We start from the raw sequence: 16,961 nt of genomic DNA, 5'->3' as shown, positions 1-16,961 counted from the left end.
TCTGGTAATAGTGTTCTTTGGTTAAAATTTTAGAAGTGCTCAAATTAAATAATTAAAAACTAAAAAACAATAGAAGAACTGCGTCAAAAACTTCGGCACAGTAATTGGAACCAAGAGGTAAAATAAAGTTTATGAAAATTATCGCAACCATTCTAAAAGGCGCTGTTCCTGCAGTAGCACTATTCGCAATGACACAATGTACCACAACGGCCAATACTGCCGGAGCCGATGAAAAAACCTTCATTGTAGGACCTGAAACTGCAGACTGTACAGGAGTAGCACCAATGAAATGCCTGCAGGTAAAAGAAAAAGCATCAGAAAGCTGGACCAATTTCTACACGAATATTGATGGATTTACTTATGAACCGGGATATGAATACGTTTTGAGAGTAAAAACCGAAAAAATTGCCAATCCTCCGGCGGATGGATCTTCCATAAAGTATACTCTGATCAAAGAGGTTTCGAAAACCAAGAAATAAGACGCAAAACTCCCGGAATCTCCGGGAGTTTTATTTTTATTGTTGTTCAGATTATACAGTCATTCCTATATCAATTCCTTTGATTTTTCTGTAAAGATCGGTGGCAAAGTTATCGGTCATTCCTGAAACAAAGTCTATCACCCCTAATACTTTCTGATAATCTGTTCCTTCTTCGTAAACAAATTGTCTCGGAAGAAGTTTTAATGCTTTTTTATCGTAAGATTTTCTTTCATCCTCAGGTTTCAGAATAGAGGGAATAAAATGATCAAGAAGCTCATACATGACATTATAGCCTGCATTCTCAATTTCCACCACAGCTTTATGGTTGTAGATTTTCTCAATAGAGAACGCCTCGATGTCCTGCAGGGCACGGTTCTCCGCTTTATAAATATCAAGAAGCCCGTTATCCAGATTTCCCTGGAGAATGTTCTCAAAATTATGCTTGTAAATCTCAAGGGATTTGTTAATCAGGGCATTAATCGCTTTTGCTCTCAGATATGAGATCTTTTCATTCTCATTGGAAATGGAAGCCAGCTTATTTTTCACCTTGTCCGTATCATTGCTTTCAGACTTTATGAGTTCAAAAAACAGATTCTCACAGTCTGCAGTGGATACAATTCCCAACCGGTGGGCATCTTCCATATCAATAATATTATAACAGATATCATCTGCAGCTTCTACAAGCCATACGAAAGGATGTCTTTTGAATATATAGGGCTCTTCATTTTCTAAGATTAAATTCGTTGCCTTTGCTATTTCCAGGAAAATTTCTTTCTCATTCTGGAAAAACCCGAATTTCTTTCTGTGAATGATCCCTTTTTTTCTGGCAACGGCTTCACACGGATATTTTGCAATACTCGCTAAAGTAGAAAAAGTAAGCTGGATTCCGCCATCGTCTTTTCCCTGCTGGCGCTGGGCCAGAACTCTTATGGCATTGGCATTTCCTTCAAAGTTCACAAGATCTGCCCATTCTTTTTCATTAAACTTCAGCTTCAGGTCTTTTTCATTCCGCTCAAAATAACTCGCAATCGCATCTTCTCCTGAATGCCCAAAAGCCGGGTTTCCGACATCATGACACAGACATGCCGCCGCAATTACGTTTCCTAAATTATGAAGATAAAAATTTTTAGAATCTTCTGTAAGGTCATTTTTATAGGCCTCAAAGATAAATTCCCCGATAATACTTCCCAAACTTCTGCCTACCGACGAAACTTCCAGCGAGTGCGTCAGCCGGTTGTGTACAAAAACACTTCCGGGAAGAGGAAAAACCTGGGTCTTATTCTGCAGCCTTCTGAAAGCAGAAGAGAAGATAATTCTGTCGAAATCTCTCTGAAAATCAGTTCTTGAAGCTTTAGTATGCGGATTGTTTCCTGTACGCTGATTCGTGAAAATCTGGTTTAAATTCATCATTTTTCAAAATTACTCCAAATTTTATTTTTACGGAATAGTATTTGAACTTTTATTGAAAAGCAAAGCCATGCCTGAAGGACCATCTATTATTTTAATGAAAGAAAGCCTGCAGCCGTTTACCGGAAATCAAGTGACGGAAGCTTCAGGCAATGCCAAATTCGAGAAGGAAACGCTGATTGGCCAAACTCTTCGTGAGATCCGCACCTTCGGAAAACAGACGTATCTTGTCTTAGATAATACAGCCATTCGTATTCATTTGCTGATGTTCGGGTCTTACAGCATTGATGAACAGACCAAACCTGACAAAAGCCTGCGCCTGTCTTTATTTTTCAAAACCGGAAGCATCTATTTTTACACCTGCTCCGTAAAATCTGTAGAACTGGAATTCCTATCCACGATAGACTGGGAAGCCGACATTATGAGTGATATCTGGAACCCTGAAAAAGCGGAGAAAAAACTGAAATCCAAACCGGATAGGATGGTCTGTGATGTCTTGATGGATCAGGATATTTTTTCCGGCTTGGGAAACATTATCAAAAATGAAGTTCTGTTCAGAATTGGTGTTCAGCCGGAAAGTAAAATAGGGAATCTGCCTGCGAAAAAAATGAAAGAGCTTATCGCTGAAGCCCGAAATTACAGTTTTGAATTCCTGGCCTGGAAGCGGGAATTCGTCTTAAAGAAACACTGGCTCGTCCATACCAAAACAATATGCCCGGAATGCGGACAGAAACTCGTGAAGAAACAGACGGGACTGGGAAAAAGGCGAAGCTTCTACTGCGAAAAGGATCAGACGCTTTATTAAACAATTTACTGCAGCCTGCATTTCAAAACTTATTTACAAAATCTATTTTCATCAGTGCTTTTTCCATTCACGGAAACGGCCGGAAACATCCTATATTTGGGTCTTTCAATGAAAACTATGATTCATCAGCGACTGATGAATAAATAACCAAACAACACTTAAATTCTTACCAATGACAGATAATACATGGCTGAACAGATGGAACGACCGGTACAGCAGTGAAGAATTCGCTTACGGAACAGAGCCCAATAATTATTTAAAAGAGCAGTTAGAAAAACTGGAACCCGGTTCTATCCTATTTCCTGCAGAAGGTGAAGGCCGGAATGCTGTTTTTGCAGCTACAAAAGGATGGAAAGTTTCCGCTTTCGATATCAGCAGCGAAGGTAAAAGTAAAGCGCTACGGCTTGCTGAAAATCAAAAAACATCTATTGACTATCAGATTGGCGAGCTTGAGACCCTGAACTTTCAGACGGAGCAGTTTGATTCCATTGCTCTTATTTATGCACACTTCCCAGCCGAAATTAAGTCTTCAATTCATCAGATGCTGGATAGGTATCTGCGTAAGGGAGGTATTATTATTTTTGAAGCCTTCAGCAAAAGTCATCTTGATTATGTAACAAAAAATGAAAAGGTGGGCGGGCCTAAAGATATTGGGTCATTATTTTCAATGGATGAGATCAGAGCTGACTTTCCCAACTATGATATTATAGAGCTTGAAGAAAAAGAAATAGAGCTCAGCGAAGGCATATTTCACAACGGAACAGGTTCTGTGATCCGTTTTACAGGCCGAAAGCTGTAATTTATCCCTCAGAATTCAGAAATCCACCGGCGTATTTTGTGAAGAAATCGGATCTGTAGACTTCACCTATGGGAATTTCAGATTCATCAATATAAATATTATGATTGTCAAACGAATCGATAAAATCAAAATTGACTACATAAGATTTGCTTACTCGCAGAAAAGTTTCCCACGAAATTTTCTGGTGGATGGTTTTCAGGTTCATGGCTGTAATGAGCTTCTGCTGCCTGGTATGGATAACAACATAATCTTTCAGGCCTTCTATAAATTTAATATCTGAAAAACTGATCTTGTAGAATCTCCGGTCTGCCTTAATGAATAAGAAATCTGCCGTATTGGATTCTACTGTATTTTTTACCGTATCTTGTGATAAGAGCTCTGTATAGAGAATGGCTTTTTCCATAGCTTTCTCCAGTCTTTTGCTATCTATTGGTTTCAGCAGATAGTCTACAGCTTCCAGTTCGTAACTTTTTAAGGCATACTGGGAATAGGCTGTAGTGAAAATGATCAGGGATTTTTTGGGAAGCATTTCAGCAAATTCCAGCCCGGTTACCATCGGCATTTCAATATCCAGAAAGATCAGATCTACGTTGTTTGTGTTAAGGAAGTCCAGAGCTGAAGGAGCATTGGAAAACTCTCCCAGGATTTCGGCTTTTGATGTTTCATTGATCAAAGAACGCATTTCTGCTCTTGCCAACGGTTCGTCATCTACTATAATACAGTTCATACAGGAATTTTTAAATTAACGGTGTATTCTTTTTCTCCGGAAGCAATTTCCAGGCTGAATGTGTTTCCGTAGAGAAGCTCAAGCCTTCTTTTAATATTGGCAAGTCCCAGTCCGCCGTAGTTTGCATTGGATATATTCAGACTCGGATTCATTGAATTGGTACAGGCAAAATGGAGTATTTTATCTTTAACGCTTATATCTATTGTCACATACGATGTTCTACTGCTGATATCCACACTGTGTTTTACGGCATTTTCAACAAAAGTCGTAAATAAGTTGGGAGGAATAAAAGTACTTTTTAAAGTTCTGCTTTCTGTTTCTGCATTTATATCAAAGGCAAAATTTTCTCTTCTTATTTTTTCAAGATTAAGGAAGTTGGACAAAAAATCTATTTCCGAAGTCAGGAGGGTTTTCTCTTCACCATTTTCATACAGCTGATACCTTAAAAACTCTGAAAGTTTAACAATTACTGCAGATGCTTTTTCAGGATCTGTTCTTGTAAGCGCTTTCACATTATTCAGCATATTAAAGAGAAAATGCGGATTGATCTGGTTGCGGAGTTCATTCAGTTCCATCTGCAGGGTAAGATTATTGAGCTCGGTTATCCTTTTGGTATCATTGATCCATTTCTGAAGCAGCTTTACCGTAGTTGTGGTCAGAATAATCGGAATACACATGATGATCCCTTCATAGATGCTTCCTTTCTCTCCTTCCTTCCTGATATTTTCCACTCTGAAATCTTCAAAAAAGAATTTAAAACCATTGCCTATCATATTCAGTCCCACCACACCCATGAGCACCAGGAGGATCAGATAGGTAATATATTTTGTTTTAAAGAAAAATTTTGGCACCAGGACATAGATATTAATATATACCATTACAATCAGTACGGTATATACAAACAATAAAACATAATACTGATAAATCCCGGAATACCAGTGCCAGAACCGTGCACTGTAGAGCAGTAAGAAAAAGAAAATAAGAAACAGCAGATGCCTGCGGAACTTAAACCGGTCTTCAACCAGAAAGTCCATGACCAGGGTTTCCTTAAATCTTTGTGTGCTGTATTTCATAGTCCGTTTTTAATACAGAACAAAAATAGAGAATAACGTAAGAAGTCTCTATAATATTATACAAACCCTGGATTTTTTTATACGAATTGTAAAGTACACAGGTTTCGTATAAAATAGAAGCGGTTTGGTATAAAAAAAAATTCCGGCTCTGTTATTCTGTCTTTCTTTGACATGAATTTTTATGCTTATGGAATTAGCCGTTTTTCAGGAACTCACAGAAGAAATAACCTCAGAATGTTTTTATATGACAGAATCCCAGCAAGAAGAGAAGGTAATACAGATGATCGACCTGCATCATTTCGTGGAATGCTATCATTCGGAGATCAGGATTTTAAACTATATTCAGCATCCTGTTAATATTGTAGAGGAGAATGGGGATAAGAAAGGGATCCTGTTTTATAATCTGAAACATTCTTCCCCTTTTGACTGGAATAGTTTTGAGGAATTTAAGAGACAGAACCTACTTAAAGAGATCTGGTTTGTCTTTGTGGAAGAAGATGTCATTGCTGATACCTTTCGCCATAGAAATTTTATCATAGAGAACAGCATCGAGATATTTTATGACAAGATATTTGTGTTCCATTTTTTTCAATCCGCCATCCATACTTTACAATAAACCATGAAAACACTGAGAAAAGTCCTTGTACCGCTTGCTATGTTCCCTTTAAAGAATATTGCCTATGCTCAAAAAAGAGACAGTATTCCACTGAAGGTAAGAGCATTTTTTGCTGACAAATTTCCACAGAACCGCGATCTTAATATTGATTATACCCAAACAACACCCTACCGTTTTTCTTCCAAGCTTCAGGAAACAGAACTGCCTGACAATAAGATGAAAGGTTTCCAGCAATTAAAAGTTAATGCCAATATTTATTTTATAAAAAATAAAAACTGGCTGTTGAGCACTGCCCTGAATTATCGTTATACGGCATTCAGTACTGAAGAACCGGTTTTATCCGGAACAGAAAAAAAGAATGATTTCCATTATCATTCAGAATCTGTCAATCTCAGTTATTTTTCCAAGTTATTCAATAAGACAGCAATCTATACTGCCAGTGCTTCGGTGGATGGAAGTGACCGGCATTTTGAAAGAATCAGAGGGCTGATGACTGCTTCTATTGTTTTAAAAGCTACTCCAAAAACAAAAATGCTGGTGGGGCTGGCCGGCTTTATTGATCCGAGTGCTCAGATTCCCCTGTTGCCGATATTTACCTATGAAAACAAATTCAGCAACGGATGGGTTCTTGACATCCTGCTTCCTAAAAAACTGCTGATCAGAAGAGATATTTTCACTAACAGCAGAATTTCTCTGGGTACAGAAATGGATAATACGTCCTTTTATATATACCGAAATACTAAAACTTATGAATTCCGGCAGCTGGAGATTAATTCCGGGGCTATTTATGAGCATAATCTCGGCAGTAATTTCATAGGAACTCTAAAAGCCGGAATCAGAGCGGTTCCACAGGCAAGAGTGTTTGATAAGGAAGAATCTTTAAAAGATTATCTCTTTGAAGCCAGTTACAAACCTTCATTCTATTTCAACATCGGAATATCTTACAATCCTTTTGCAAATCCCAGAGTAAAATAATTTCAAATATCGGTCTTAAACTTAAGAAAGTCCTTAATGGTTTAAATCTTTAAATAATTAAATTTTATCAAAAAATCAATGCGTCCCCATTTTTGAAAACACATTAATGATGATCACTCCTATAACGATCAGTGCAATTCCAAGAATGGCGGGCAGATCCGGAACCTGTTTAAAAGCAATAATCCCAATGAGTGTTATAAAGACAATCCCTACTCCGGACCATATTGCATAGGTTATTCCAACAGGGATCTGCCGTAAGGTAAGGCTCAGGAAATAAAATGCGGTAGCGTATCCTATAACCGTAACTACGGAAGGCCAAAGCTTTGAAAACTCTTCAGACTTTTTCAGAAAAGTTGTCGCTATAATTTCAAATACGATTGCTAAGGCCAGAAATATATAACTGCGTCCCATAATAAGGCTTATTTTCTACAAAAATAGGGAAAAGCTGTTTCTTGACGCTAAAAACTGAACAATAAGATCAACATTATTGCTCCATCTTATTCCTGTTATCTAACTTCTTATATTTCCTTTTGTTATATGAATGATATGATAAAGAATATTTTAAGAAAATGCTTCTTTTAATATCACTCTCATGTGAATATTTATCAAAGTATTTACTATTACAATTTACAAAAATAAAAAGTGATCATTCTTAAATAGTTCTGACAGTAGATGTTTCAAACTGTCATTATTTCCAAATCATGTGACAAAATTTTCAATTTGGTGTCATACAATTTGTCAGTCTTTAAATATTCCGGGATAAAATTTGTTTCCGAACAATAAGTTTTCTTAACATAATAATTCTTTTTCTACACTAAATCTGACGTTCAAATGGTATGCTAAAAGTGAATATTATGCATGGCATTTTTAATTTTTTGTTTTATCAAGTCCAATATAGAAGTATTGAAACAGTTATCAACTTTTCAATTTTTTACAGATAAGACAATAAACATATTAATAATTTCATAAAAACGTATTAATTTTATGTAAACAAATAGTCAACAAAAACAAACAATTAAAACCTATAACACACTGATATACATCATGATTATTTGCTTTGGCACGTGATTTGAAAACTGTAATATTGCAATTAGAAAATTGATAAAATAAAGTCAAATAATTAAATAAAACAAAAAATGGTAACTTACATCGGTATCGCAACATGTGTAGTAGTATTCGCTTCTTACTTTATGACAGTAAAAAGAGAACAAAGAAACTAAGTTCTATTTAAGGCAAGCCTATAGAACATCTATATTAATTGTATTGTTTATGTTTTTTAATCTGAATATTCAGATTCTGCTCTTTTACTCAACGGAGTAAAAGGGCCTAAAAAACATATCCTTTAACAGAATTTCATAGCAAATTTTATATATCCCAATAGTCAAGCCGAACACCTAGTTCGGCTTTTCTTGTTAAATATCTGTGAACGGGCTAAAGCCCATTTCTATTGACATTCTCCCTTTCCCGGTCTGGACTACCTTCTAAATCTGATTCAGGCTCCACTCATCATTCAATAAAGCTTTATCTTTGTACAGATAAGAATTATTTAGTTTTAGCATGAATCTGTACAATCTCATCATTCAGGACAAAGAGGAAGTGACCCTCAACGACGTATTTCTCGGTAACGACAACAGAGCTCAACTGGTACAGCTCATTAAAGAACATACTTACGTAAAAGAACTGCAGGAATATGGACTTCCTGTAAATAATAAGATCCTTCTGCAGGGCAATTCCGGATGTGGAAAAACGATGACTGCCAAAGCTGTTGCCAATGCTTTGGGCAAAAATATACTGATCTTAAACCTGAGCAATATCGTTTCTTCCCGTATCGGGGAAACTTCGCAAAACATTAAAATGATCTTTGATAAAGCTGCAAGGGAAAGATCTGTTCTTTTTCTGGATGAACTGGATCAGATCGGGAAAGCGAGAGGAAGCGATGATAAAGATGTCGGTGAGATGAGAAGACTGGTGAACACTTTGCTCCAGCTGATCGATTATTATCCTGAAAATGCTCTTTTAATCTGTGCCACAAATCATGCAGAAATCATTGATACAGCCTTACTGAGACGTTTCCAGCTGAAAATCAGCTATGAAATGCCTGCTGCTGAATTTCTGGATACTTTTTATGATGATCTCCTGTCAAAATTCCCGGAAGAACTGAGAAAAATAGACCGTAAATACAGCATTTCTTTTGCTGAAGCGAAAGACCATGCTTTAACATCGGTAAAATCAGCTTTAATTAAAAAACTGGAAGCCAGAGAAATTACGCAGCCATGAAAGACGATATCCTCCACAATCTTGAGATCATCAATAACAGAATAAAGAAGGCCTGTGAAAAAGCGGGCAGAAATCCTGATGAAGTCAGATTACTGCTGGCAACAAAAACTGTTTCTGCTGACCGTATTAAAACAGCTTTACAAAACGGACAAAACTTAATTGCAGAGAATAAAGTTCAGGAACTGAAAGAGAAATATGATGAGCTGAAAGATATACCACATGAAAATCATTTTATTGGACATCTTCAGACCAATAAGATCAAGGATATTTTAAAGTATGATGTGGTCTGTGTACAGTCTATGGACCGTCTGGATCTTGCAGAAAAGCTCCATCAAAGGCTTTTACCGGAAGGAAAAACAATGGAGGTACTGATTCAGGTGAATACTTCTAACGAAGAAAGTAAATTCGGAGTGCATCCGGATCATGCTGTTGAACTGACAAGAAAAATTTCTGAATTCAACACATTAAAGATTAAAGGACTGATGACCATTGGCCTTTTCAGTGCAGAAACAGAGAAAGTAAGAAGCTGTTTTAAAATCCTGAGATCCCTACAGCAGGAAATCATCAGCCAGAGTATTCCCAACGTAGAAATGAAGGAACTGTCCATGGGAATGAGCGGCGATCTGGAAACAGCCATTGAAGAAGGTGCCACCATTGTAAGGGTGGGAACGGCTGTTTTTGGAGCAAGGATGTATCCGGATTCTTATTATTGGAACGAGGGGAAATAGTAACTTAAAAAATCATATCGGCTTTTATCTTTTCAAAATAACCTCTCGCAACCGCTCTTCATGTTGATCTCCCCAAGCCCCCAATATGGAAATTACAGGAATCAGTGTCTTACCAAAATCCGTAAGATAATACTCTACTTTTGGTGGAACCTGAGCATAAATAATCTTTGAGACCAGTTCATGTTCTTCCAGTTCTTTCAGCTGAATATTCAGTACCCGTCTTGAAGCATCAGGAATTTTGCGATGAAGTTCACTCGGACGTTGATAGCCTTCATTAATAAACCACAGCAAACGGATCTTCCATTTTCCGTACAGTACTTCGCCGATCAGGTCAAGACCGCAATTTAAGTTCAAAGGAATTTTTCTTTCATACATACTGTAAAATTAGCCCAATGTTCCAAAATGTACAATAGGGGAAAAATTACTCCCTATGCAATTCGATTTTCCCTTATTGCCGGAAATGAAGATACTTCGGAAATTTGTATGAAAGAATTTAAGAAATGGAAAATCAATTTAATTTTAATGATGAGCTAAAAGACAAAACAGCCCTGGTCACAGGTGGCACAAAAGGAACTGGAAAAGCCATTGCAGAAAGATTATTAAGTGCAGGAGCTACCGTAATTATTGTTGCAAGAAACCCGCCTGAAGAAGAAAATCCGGGTCTGCATTTTATTTCAGCAGATCTCAGCTCCCCTCGGGGAACTCAAAAAGTGGTGGAAGAGGTTATACAGAAATTTGGGAAACTCGATATTTTAGTCAACAATCTTGGAGGCTCAGAGACCAAAGGAGGAGGTTTCGCCGTGTTGACCGACGAAGACTGGCTACAATCCCTACAGACCAACCTTTTATCGCCGGTACGCCTGGACAGAGGTTTTTTACCACAAATGACTGAAAGGAAAACCGGTGTCATTATTCATATTGCCTCCATTCAGGCCAGATTACCATTATATGACAGTACGCTTCCCTATGCCGCTGCAAAGGCGGGCTTACTTAATTACAGCAAAAGCCTATCCAACGAAGTTGCTCCAAAAGGAGTCCGCGTATTAACTGTTTCACCCGGCTGGATCATGACTAAAGCTTCTACAAGGATGATGGAACGGATAGCTGAAACCAATAAAAGCAGTGTAGAACAGGCTGCACAAAGTGTAATGGATGCATTGGGAGGAATTCCTTACGGAAGACCGGCAAAACCCGAGGAAGTAGCTGAACTGGTAGGATTCCTGGTTTCACCAAGAGCTAATTATCTCACAGGAACGGAATACATTATTGATGGAGGAACGATACCCACGATTTAATAACTTAAAAATAAAACAAAATGAATTTACCCAACATCATTTCAAAATTAGTGAAAGCACAAACCCAATTTGACAGCCATGCCTATGCTGATTGCTTTACCGACACCGCTGTTGTATTTGACGAAGGCAAAACCCACACGGGCAAAACAGAAATACAAAACTGGATTGACGCAGCCAACAAAGAGTATAAGATAACCATGAAACCTTTAGATTACATCGAAAAAGACAATATTTTGTCAGCGGAAATTTCAGGAACATTTCCAGGGAGCCCACTTATTTTAAAATATAATTTCGAACTAAGCGGAGGACTTATTGAGTCATTGAAAATTACAGGTTAAAGACAAATAATACAATTGCCCATAATTTCTTCCCATTTATATTTATACGCAGTAATTTCCTGAGTTCAGGATAAGAGAATATCTGAACAATTGTATTTTTATTGCAAAGGCAAACAAAGTAAATTCTCTGGCATGTTAATAAAGAAAACAAGGACATTCATTCAGCAAAGTAAAGCCAATATATATCCTTGTATGGCTTAGCAATAAATGAAACGGCTCTGTTATCTCAAATAAATGTTTTTTTAAGGTTTGTCCATTTTTGCATTTAGTTTAATCATTATTCCAAAAATTAGTTTAATTTAATATTCCTATTTATCACATATAGAATTATTATTCATATAGGTTAGTTGGTATCTTTTTTGATCATAAAATATTTAAAACCAAACAAATACATCTATATGATTAAAAAATTATTCTTGAGCTGTCTATTCATGGCAGTAATGTTCCTGTCTTCGTGTGAGAAGGATCATAATACATCACAGACAAATAATAGTGAAGTATCAATTAAAACAGTTTCAATGGTAACTTTTGGTACCATGGCTGTAGCACTTCTTGTAGCATACAGCTCCCGAAGAAGATAACATGATAAAAATAATAAAAAAATGACCCGCCTGGATTCCAGACGGGTCATTTTATATGAATTATATTCTGATTACATATAAGCTTCAATCGGCTCACAAGTACAAACCAGGTTTCTGTCTCCGTAAGCTTCATCCACTCTGGATACGGAAGCAAAGAATTTATGGTCTCTTACCCACTCCAGCGGATAAGCTGCCTTTTCTCTGCTGTATGGCTTATCCCAGGAATCCGAGATTACCAGCTGCTCGGTGTGGGGAGCATTTTTAAGGACATTGTTGGCCTGATCTGCCTCTCCGTTAGCAATCTCATCAATCTCTTTTTTGATTGAAATTAATGCCTCTGCAAAACGGTCGATTTCAGACTTGCTTTCAGATTCTGTAGGTTCAATCATTAATGTTCCTGCTACAGGGAAAGAAACCGTAGGAGCATGGAATCCATAGTCCATCAGTCTCTTCGCAACATCCGCTACTTCAATTCCTAAAGATTTGAACTGACGGAAGTCTACGATACATTCGTGAGCCACTCTTCCACTTTCGTTTGAATACAGGATCGGGAAATGCTCTGCCAAAATCTCTTTAAGGTAATTGGCATTTAAGATGGCGTGGCCTGTTGCTTTTTTCAGCCCATCAGTTCCTAACATCTTAATGTAAGAATAAGAAATGTTAAGAATCAAACCTGAACCGTAAGGTGCTGCAGAAATACCTTCGATAGCTTCTTTAGTTCCGACTCTGATATTCGCATTGGAAGGTAGGAAAGGAACCAGGTGCTTAGCCACACAGATTGGTCCAACTCCAGGGCCTCCTCCTCCGTGAGGAATAGCAAAAGTCTTGTGTAAATTCAGGTGACATACGTCTGCTCCGATGTTTCCGGGACTTGTAAATCCTACCTGAGCGTTCATATTGGCACCATCCATATATACCTGTCCGCCATGTTCGTGGATAAGGCTGGTAATTTCTTTAATGTTTGCGTCAAAGAATCCGTAAGTTGACGGATACGTGATCATTACGCAGGATAAATTCGCAGAATTCTGCTCTGTCTTAGCTTTTAAATCTTCAAAATCGATTTCTCCGCTTTCAAGATTTTTCACCACTACGATTTTCATTCCTGCCATCGCTGCAGAAGCCGGGTTTGTTCCGTGTGCAGACTGAGGGATCAATACTACATTTCTGTGGCCTTCACCTCTTGAAATGTGATATTCTCTGATCACCATTAATCCTGCATATTCTCCCTGAGCTCCGGAGTTCGGCTGTAATGAAGTTCCTGCGAAACCAGTAATCTCAGCAAGGTCTTTTTCCAGTTCTTTGATCATTTCCTGGTAACCTCCGGCCTGATCTACCGGTACAAACGGGTGAACACTTCCCCAGTCTGCCCATGAAAGTGGAAGCATTTGGGTAGCTGCGTTCAGCTTCATGGTACAAGATCCAAGAGAGATCATTGAGTGCGTTAATGATAAGTCTTTTCTTTCAAGACGCTTGATGTAACGCATCAATTCTGTTTCTGTATGGTATTTGTTGAATACCTGCTCCGTAAGAATTTCGTCTTTTCTCAACAATTCTTCAGGAATGCTGTATCCTTCTTTAATTTCTAATTTGAAAGTCTGCTTGTCCTTAAACTGAGCAAAAGAAGCCATCAGAACATTTAATTTCTCCAATGTTGTACTCTCGTTGATCGCTACACTTACTACACCTTCTGTGAAATAGTTCAGATTAAGTCTGTGATCAAGCATCATTCTCATTAATCTTCCTTTTTCATCCTCGCTCATTGTGATTTTCACAGTATCGAAGATCGGCTCTTCAACCGTCTGGTATCCTAATGCTTTAAGACCGTTTTTCAAAGCATTTGCTTTAAAGTGGATCTGATCAGCGATGTAGTTTAACCCTTTCGGACCGTGATACACTGCATACATTCCTGCCATTACCGCAAGAAGTACCTGTGCTGTACAGATATTAGACGTTGCTCTTTCTCTTTTGATGTGCTGCTCTCTGGTCTGAAGCGCCATTCTCAGTGCACGTTTTCCGTACATATCCTGAGAAACTCCGATGATTCTTCCCGGAATGTCTCTTTTATAATCTTCTCTGCAAGAGAAAAATGCTGCGTGAGGTCCTCCGTAACCCAGTGGAATACCAAATCTCTGTGAAGTTCCAACAGCACAGTCAGCTCCCATAGAAGCCGGTGATTTTAATTTAACCAAAGCCATCGGATCACAAGCTACAACCACCTGCAGATCTAATTTCTTATAATTTACAATATCTTCCGTGTAATCTAAAACGATCCCGTTTTTTCCCGGATACTGTAATAGGACACCGTAATACGTTTCGTCAAGCTGGTGAGTTTCGTGGTCACCTTCTACGATTTCGATGGCTAAACCTTCTGCCTTTGTTTTTAAAACAGAAACTGTCTGAGGTAAAACAAGATCGGAAACGAAGAATTTGTTGGCATTCGCTTTTTTCTGGTCCTTCGTTCTGTTGTTAAAGAACATGTGCATAGCCTCAGCAGCAGCAGTGGATTCATCTAAAAGAGAAGCATTAGCCAGCCCAAAACCTGTAAGATCACACACTACTGTCTGGAAATTCAGAAGAGCTTCCAGTCTTCCCTGTGCAATTTCAGCCTGATAAGGGGTATACGCAGTATACCAGCTAGGATTTTCGAAGATGTTTCTCTGAATAGCTGAAGGCAATAAAGTATTGTGGTATCCAAAACCGATATAACTAGTATAATCAGTATTTTTCGACGCCAGCTCTTTGGAATGGTTCAGCATTTCGTATTCTGAAAGTGGCTCAGAGATCTCAAGATCTTTCTCTAAACGGATAGAAGAAGGAATGGTCTGAGAAATTAGTTCTTCAATACTTGAAACGCCCAATCTTTCCAACATTGCCTGTTTATCGGCTTCATTAAGGGAAATGTGACGGCTCACAAACTGTTCTGTATTCATTTTTATTTATTAGATTTTGTTCGTAAAAAAGATTCGTAAAATTACAATTTTTTAAGCGACTGTACAAGGGTTTCTACATTGCCAAAACGATAGAGAAAAACTCTTGCCTGTTTTAATTTATTAAGTCTAAGTTTTCAACTTTCTATTGTAGAGTTTAAATCGTTCAGGGAAATATTTTTATCATTACGCCTGCATTTTCAGCTTAAAACAAGGGATTAAAATCACCTTAAACACACTGATATACAGATGTTATAAGATTTATGAAATTTTATTAATTATATTTATTCTAAATTAATATATTTGCAGCATGAATATGATTGTCCCATTTAAAGTACCGCCTTTATCGCCAGTATACGCATTCAATAATGAAGACCTGTTTTGTGAAAAAAAATCATGTTGTAAGAAATTCAAAAAAGGAAAAAGATGCAAAAAGTGTCCGGGAAGAAAAAAGATGGCTTAAACTAGCCAAAATTTCTGAACAGGAAATATATTGCTGCCGCCAAAATAAGAATTCCCCAGATCAACATCATGATCTTTGGCTGGCCTGTTCTGTTGACCGGTGTTCTGGGCTGAGGCTTAAACATTTCTTCAACGTTGTCTCTAAACTGAGCAGCATCATTCTCAAAGACTTCAGTAATCGTAATTCCCTGTACTGCCGTTTTGTGAAGCAGAGAATTTGTAGCATGAAGCAATAGCTGAAATTTCCCGTCTTTAAATTCTGTGATCTTAAATATTCTTTCTCCAAAAGGTTTTTCAAGGCCGAAAGGCAGTATTTTTACCACATCGGCATTATTCGTCTGCCAGTTAATGATAATCTCCTCTCCTTTTTTAGCATGAACTTTATTAGAAGTAAAAGTCTTGATGGAAGGCGGAGTATTATACCTGAAACTTTTCTGATGGTTCTCTAAATTCTGATCATAGGTACGTCTCTTTCCTGAATCACTCAATATTTCATACGCTTCCTGAATTTCACGGAAGCGCCCGGCAAAGAAATCGTCGTTATCATTCTTATCCGGATGGTATTTTAAAGATAATTTTCTATAAGCCTTTTTGATGTCTTCTTCTGAAGCATCCGGAGAAATTCCGAGAAAATAGTAGTAGTCTTTCATTGAGCTATACAAAAATAGGAATTTATTTTTTTCTGTATTGCTTCTGTGAGGTAAAAAAAATTCCGGCGCGGGAAGCTTTGCTTCCCGCGCCGGAATTAACAATTTCAATTTAGTTATTTACTGCTTATGCTTCTACAGTATTATCCTTATTTTCTTTACGGCAGCATCTTGAAGCAAATTCTTTTTTGAATTTTCCTTTCAGTTCCTGATACTGCTCTTCGTCCATTTCTCTGATCTTATCAGCCAAGCCGAAAGGTGATTTTTCTTTGATTCCGTATTCGCTGAAAATACCTTTTATAAATCTTTTTCTTTGTATTGCTTTTTTGGCGATTAATGCCACCCCAACAACAGCTAATGCTCCCAGAGCTCCTTTTAATGCTGAATTTTTCATTTTTTCAAAATTTTAAATTTTACTACTTCTTGTTTTTTATATAGACGGATGAATTTCAATTTTACTTTACTACTTCTTAAATTTTAAATTATCCGTTGTTTCTGTTGAAGAATCCTCCCGAACATCTGTTTTTCCAAACTTCCTTAAATTTCTCCCGTTCTTCAGGGGACAGTCCAGCCATTTTCTCTCTCATCTTTCTTTCTTTAAAGTCTCTCATTCCCTTTCCAAAATGGAATCCTCCAAAAAGGATCTTACTTAAGATCAGAATTCCCATCGCCTGCCAGAATGTAATGGATTTCACACCCAGGATCTCAGGAAGCAGACAGTTCCAAAGCCACATTACAATAAATGTAACGGTAACTAAGATCAATGGTGGACATAAGAGTAAAAAAATCCAGCCTTTTTTGTGTTTATAATTCATAATTTCTTTT

General features: G+C 37.6%; 19 protein-coding genes. 10 read left to right on the top strand and 9 right to left on the bottom strand.

All coding sequences use genetic code 11. The features are described from left to right. Positions 1-131 precede the first annotated feature (131 nt). On the top strand, positions 132-479 hold the full coding sequence (locus J4Q03_RS03270) for a DUF4377 domain-containing protein (protein WP_426046784.1): 348 nt from the start codon (positions 132-134) through the stop codon (positions 477-479). A 51-nt stretch (positions 480-530) separates the two neighbouring features. Here the strand turns inward: J4Q03_RS03270 and J4Q03_RS03265 are convergent, their stop codons facing one another. Then, positions 531-1,886: a deoxyguanosinetriphosphate triphosphohydrolase gene (locus J4Q03_RS03265; RefSeq protein WP_426046969.1), complete on the bottom strand. Its 1,356-nt coding sequence runs from the start codon at positions 1,884-1,886 to the stop codon at positions 531-533. A gap of 70 nt (positions 1,887-1,956) precedes the next feature. Here J4Q03_RS03265 and J4Q03_RS03260 point away from each other — a divergent pair, with 70 nt between their 5' ends. Together J4Q03_RS03260 and J4Q03_RS03255 are read left to right on the top strand one after the other, a co-directional pair. Further along, positions 1,957-2,691 carry a DNA-formamidopyrimidine glycosylase family protein gene (locus tag J4Q03_RS03260; RefSeq protein ID WP_426046783.1) on the top strand — a complete coding sequence of 245 codons (735 nt, stop codon included), beginning with the start codon at positions 1,957-1,959 and terminating at the stop codon, positions 2,689-2,691. A gap of 172 nt (positions 2,692-2,863) precedes the next feature. Continuing rightward, positions 2,864-3,490, top strand: a complete 627-nt coding sequence (locus tag J4Q03_RS03255; protein ID WP_426046782.1) for a class I SAM-dependent methyltransferase — start codon at positions 2,864-2,866, stop codon at positions 3,488-3,490. Between the two features lies 1 nt (position 3,491). Here J4Q03_RS03255 and J4Q03_RS03250 read toward each other — a convergent pair whose 3' ends face one another. Next, the gene (locus J4Q03_RS03250; protein ID WP_426046781.1) at positions 3,492-4,217 is read right to left on the bottom strand and encodes a LytR/AlgR family response regulator transcription factor; all 726 of its coding nucleotides are present in this window, start codon (positions 4,215-4,217) and stop codon (positions 3,492-3,494) included. After that, positions 4,214-5,290, bottom strand: coding sequence for a sensor histidine kinase (locus J4Q03_RS03245; protein ID WP_426046780.1), 1,077 nt, complete (start codon positions 5,288-5,290; stop codon positions 4,214-4,216). Before J4Q03_RS03245 ends, J4Q03_RS03250 begins: the two co-directional genes overlap by 4 nt. A 187-nt stretch (positions 5,291-5,477) precedes the next feature. Here J4Q03_RS03245 and J4Q03_RS03240 point away from each other — a divergent pair, with 187 nt between their 5' ends. Together J4Q03_RS03240 and J4Q03_RS03235 are read left to right on the top strand one after the other, a co-directional pair. Continuing rightward, a complete protein-coding gene (locus J4Q03_RS03240) occupies positions 5,478-5,906 on the top strand; it encodes a hypothetical protein (RefSeq protein WP_426046779.1) in 429 nt (142 codons plus the stop codon). A 3-nt stretch (positions 5,907-5,909) separates the two neighbouring features. After that, positions 5,910-6,881 (top strand): DUF6268 family outer membrane beta-barrel protein, encoded by a 972-nt coding sequence (locus tag J4Q03_RS03235; RefSeq protein WP_426046778.1) that lies wholly within the window; start codon positions 5,910-5,912, stop codon positions 6,879-6,881. 75 nt (positions 6,882-6,956) lie between these two features. Here J4Q03_RS03235 and J4Q03_RS03230 read toward each other — a convergent pair whose 3' ends face one another. Beyond that, positions 6,957-7,292, bottom strand: a complete 336-nt coding sequence (locus J4Q03_RS03230; RefSeq protein ID WP_426046777.1) for a DMT family transporter — start codon at positions 7,290-7,292, stop codon at positions 6,957-6,959. 1,146 nt (positions 7,293-8,438) lie between these two features. On the opposite strand from J4Q03_RS03230, the gene J4Q03_RS03225 reads away from it, so the two are divergent. Beyond that, entirely contained in the window at positions 8,439-9,158 is a 720-nt protein-coding gene (locus J4Q03_RS03225) for an AAA family ATPase (RefSeq protein ID WP_426046776.1), read from the top strand. Further along, positions 9,155-9,886 carry a YggS family pyridoxal phosphate-dependent enzyme gene (locus tag J4Q03_RS03220; RefSeq protein WP_426046775.1) on the top strand — a complete coding sequence of 244 codons (732 nt, stop codon included), beginning with the start codon at positions 9,155-9,157 and terminating at the stop codon, positions 9,884-9,886. Before J4Q03_RS03225 ends, J4Q03_RS03220 begins: the two co-directional genes overlap by 4 nt. A 24-nt stretch (positions 9,887-9,910) precedes the next feature. Here the strand turns inward: J4Q03_RS03220 and J4Q03_RS03215 are convergent, their stop codons facing one another. Further along, the gene (locus tag J4Q03_RS03215) at positions 9,911-10,261 is read right to left on the bottom strand and encodes a winged helix-turn-helix transcriptional regulator (protein ID WP_426046774.1); all 351 of its coding nucleotides are present in this window, start codon (positions 10,259-10,261) and stop codon (positions 9,911-9,913) included. A gap of 125 nt (positions 10,262-10,386) precedes the next feature. Here J4Q03_RS03215 and J4Q03_RS03210 point away from each other — a divergent pair, with 125 nt between their 5' ends. The 3 genes from J4Q03_RS03210 (at position 10,387) to J4Q03_RS03200 (ending at position 12,100) form a co-directional block, all read left to right on the top strand. After that, positions 10,387-11,181 (top strand): SDR family oxidoreductase, encoded by a 795-nt coding sequence (locus tag J4Q03_RS03210; RefSeq protein ID WP_426046773.1) that lies wholly within the window; start codon positions 10,387-10,389, stop codon positions 11,179-11,181. A gap of 20 nt (positions 11,182-11,201) precedes the next feature. Beyond that, positions 11,202-11,519 carry a nuclear transport factor 2 family protein gene (locus J4Q03_RS03205; protein ID WP_426046772.1) on the top strand — a complete coding sequence of 106 codons (318 nt, stop codon included), beginning with the start codon at positions 11,202-11,204 and terminating at the stop codon, positions 11,517-11,519. Between the two features lie 416 nt (positions 11,520-11,935). After that, positions 11,936-12,100: a hypothetical protein gene (locus J4Q03_RS03200; RefSeq protein ID WP_426046771.1), complete on the top strand. Its 165-nt coding sequence runs from the start codon at positions 11,936-11,938 to the stop codon at positions 12,098-12,100. Between the two features lie 71 nt (positions 12,101-12,171). On the opposite strand, the gene gcvP is transcribed toward J4Q03_RS03200, so the two are convergent. The 4 genes from gcvP to J4Q03_RS03180 form a co-directional block, all read right to left on the bottom strand. Next, positions 12,172-15,030 (bottom strand): aminomethyl-transferring glycine dehydrogenase, encoded by a 2,859-nt coding sequence (gcvP, locus tag J4Q03_RS03195; protein WP_426046770.1) that lies wholly within the window; start codon positions 15,028-15,030, stop codon positions 12,172-12,174. A gap of 461 nt (positions 15,031-15,491) precedes the next feature. Beyond that, on the bottom strand, positions 15,492-16,139 hold the full coding sequence (locus J4Q03_RS03190) for a J domain-containing protein (RefSeq protein WP_426046769.1): 648 nt from the start codon (positions 16,137-16,139) through the stop codon (positions 15,492-15,494). A 124-nt stretch (positions 16,140-16,263) separates the two neighbouring features. Then, positions 16,264-16,530 carry a hypothetical protein gene (locus J4Q03_RS03185; protein WP_426046768.1) on the bottom strand — a complete coding sequence of 89 codons (267 nt, stop codon included), beginning with the start codon at positions 16,528-16,530 and terminating at the stop codon, positions 16,264-16,266. Between the two features lie 88 nt (positions 16,531-16,618). Next, on the bottom strand, positions 16,619-16,951 hold the full coding sequence (locus J4Q03_RS03180) for a hypothetical protein (protein ID WP_426046767.1): 333 nt from the start codon (positions 16,949-16,951) through the stop codon (positions 16,619-16,621). Between the last annotated feature and the right edge of the window lie 10 nt (positions 16,952-16,961).

This window comes from Chryseobacterium sp. NFX27 (assembly GCF_049887855.1).
Lineage (GTDB): Bacteria > Bacteroidota > Bacteroidia > Flavobacteriales > Weeksellaceae > Chryseobacterium.
Note: the sequence above shows the minus strand (reverse complement) of the source record. Positions and strands in the feature narration are given on the sequence as shown.

Excerpts from the sequence above, each read along its gene's own strand:
- gcvP (WP_426046770.1), bottom strand. The coding sequence starts at position 15,030 with ATGAATACAGAACAGTTTGTGAGCCGTCACATTTCCCTTAATGAAGCC.
- J4Q03_RS03255 (WP_426046782.1), top strand. The coding sequence starts at position 2,864 with ATGACAGATAATACATGGCTGAACAGATGGAACGACCGGTACAGCAGT.
- J4Q03_RS03180 (WP_426046767.1), bottom strand. The coding sequence starts at position 16,951 with ATGAATTATAAACACAAAAAAGGCTGGATTTTTTTACTCTTATGTCCA.
- J4Q03_RS03190 (WP_426046769.1), bottom strand. The coding sequence starts at position 16,139 with ATGAAAGACTACTACTATTTTCTCGGAATTTCTCCGGATGCTTCAGAA.
- J4Q03_RS03225 (WP_426046776.1), top strand. The coding sequence starts at position 8,439 with ATGAATCTGTACAATCTCATCATTCAGGACAAAGAGGAAGTGACCCTC.
- J4Q03_RS03230 (WP_426046777.1), bottom strand. The coding sequence starts at position 7,292 with ATGGGACGCAGTTATATATTTCTGGCCTTAGCAATCGTATTTGAAATT.
- J4Q03_RS03215 (WP_426046774.1), bottom strand. The coding sequence starts at position 10,261 with ATGTATGAAAGAAAAATTCCTTTGAACTTAAATTGCGGTCTTGACCTG.
- J4Q03_RS03210 (WP_426046773.1), top strand. The coding sequence starts at position 10,387 with ATGGAAAATCAATTTAATTTTAATGATGAGCTAAAAGACAAAACAGCC.
- J4Q03_RS03265 (WP_426046969.1), bottom strand. The coding sequence starts at position 1,886 with ATGAATTTAAACCAGATTTTCACGAATCAGCGTACAGGAAACAATCCG.
- J4Q03_RS03270 (WP_426046784.1), top strand. The coding sequence starts at position 132 with ATGAAAATTATCGCAACCATTCTAAAAGGCGCTGTTCCTGCAGTAGCA.
- J4Q03_RS03245 (WP_426046780.1), bottom strand. The coding sequence starts at position 5,290 with ATGAAATACAGCACACAAAGATTTAAGGAAACCCTGGTCATGGACTTT.
- J4Q03_RS03235 (WP_426046778.1), top strand. The coding sequence starts at position 5,910 with ATGAAAACACTGAGAAAAGTCCTTGTACCGCTTGCTATGTTCCCTTTA.
- J4Q03_RS03250 (WP_426046781.1), bottom strand. The coding sequence starts at position 4,217 with ATGAACTGTATTATAGTAGATGACGAACCGTTGGCAAGAGCAGAAATG.
- J4Q03_RS03220 (WP_426046775.1), top strand. The coding sequence starts at position 9,155 with ATGAAAGACGATATCCTCCACAATCTTGAGATCATCAATAACAGAATA.
- J4Q03_RS03185 (WP_426046768.1), bottom strand. The coding sequence starts at position 16,530 with ATGAAAAATTCAGCATTAAAAGGAGCTCTGGGAGCATTAGCTGTTGTT.
- J4Q03_RS03240 (WP_426046779.1), top strand. The coding sequence starts at position 5,478 with ATGGAATTAGCCGTTTTTCAGGAACTCACAGAAGAAATAACCTCAGAA.
- J4Q03_RS03205 (WP_426046772.1), top strand. The coding sequence starts at position 11,202 with ATGAATTTACCCAACATCATTTCAAAATTAGTGAAAGCACAAACCCAA.
- J4Q03_RS03260 (WP_426046783.1), top strand. The coding sequence starts at position 1,957 with ATGCCTGAAGGACCATCTATTATTTTAATGAAAGAAAGCCTGCAGCCG.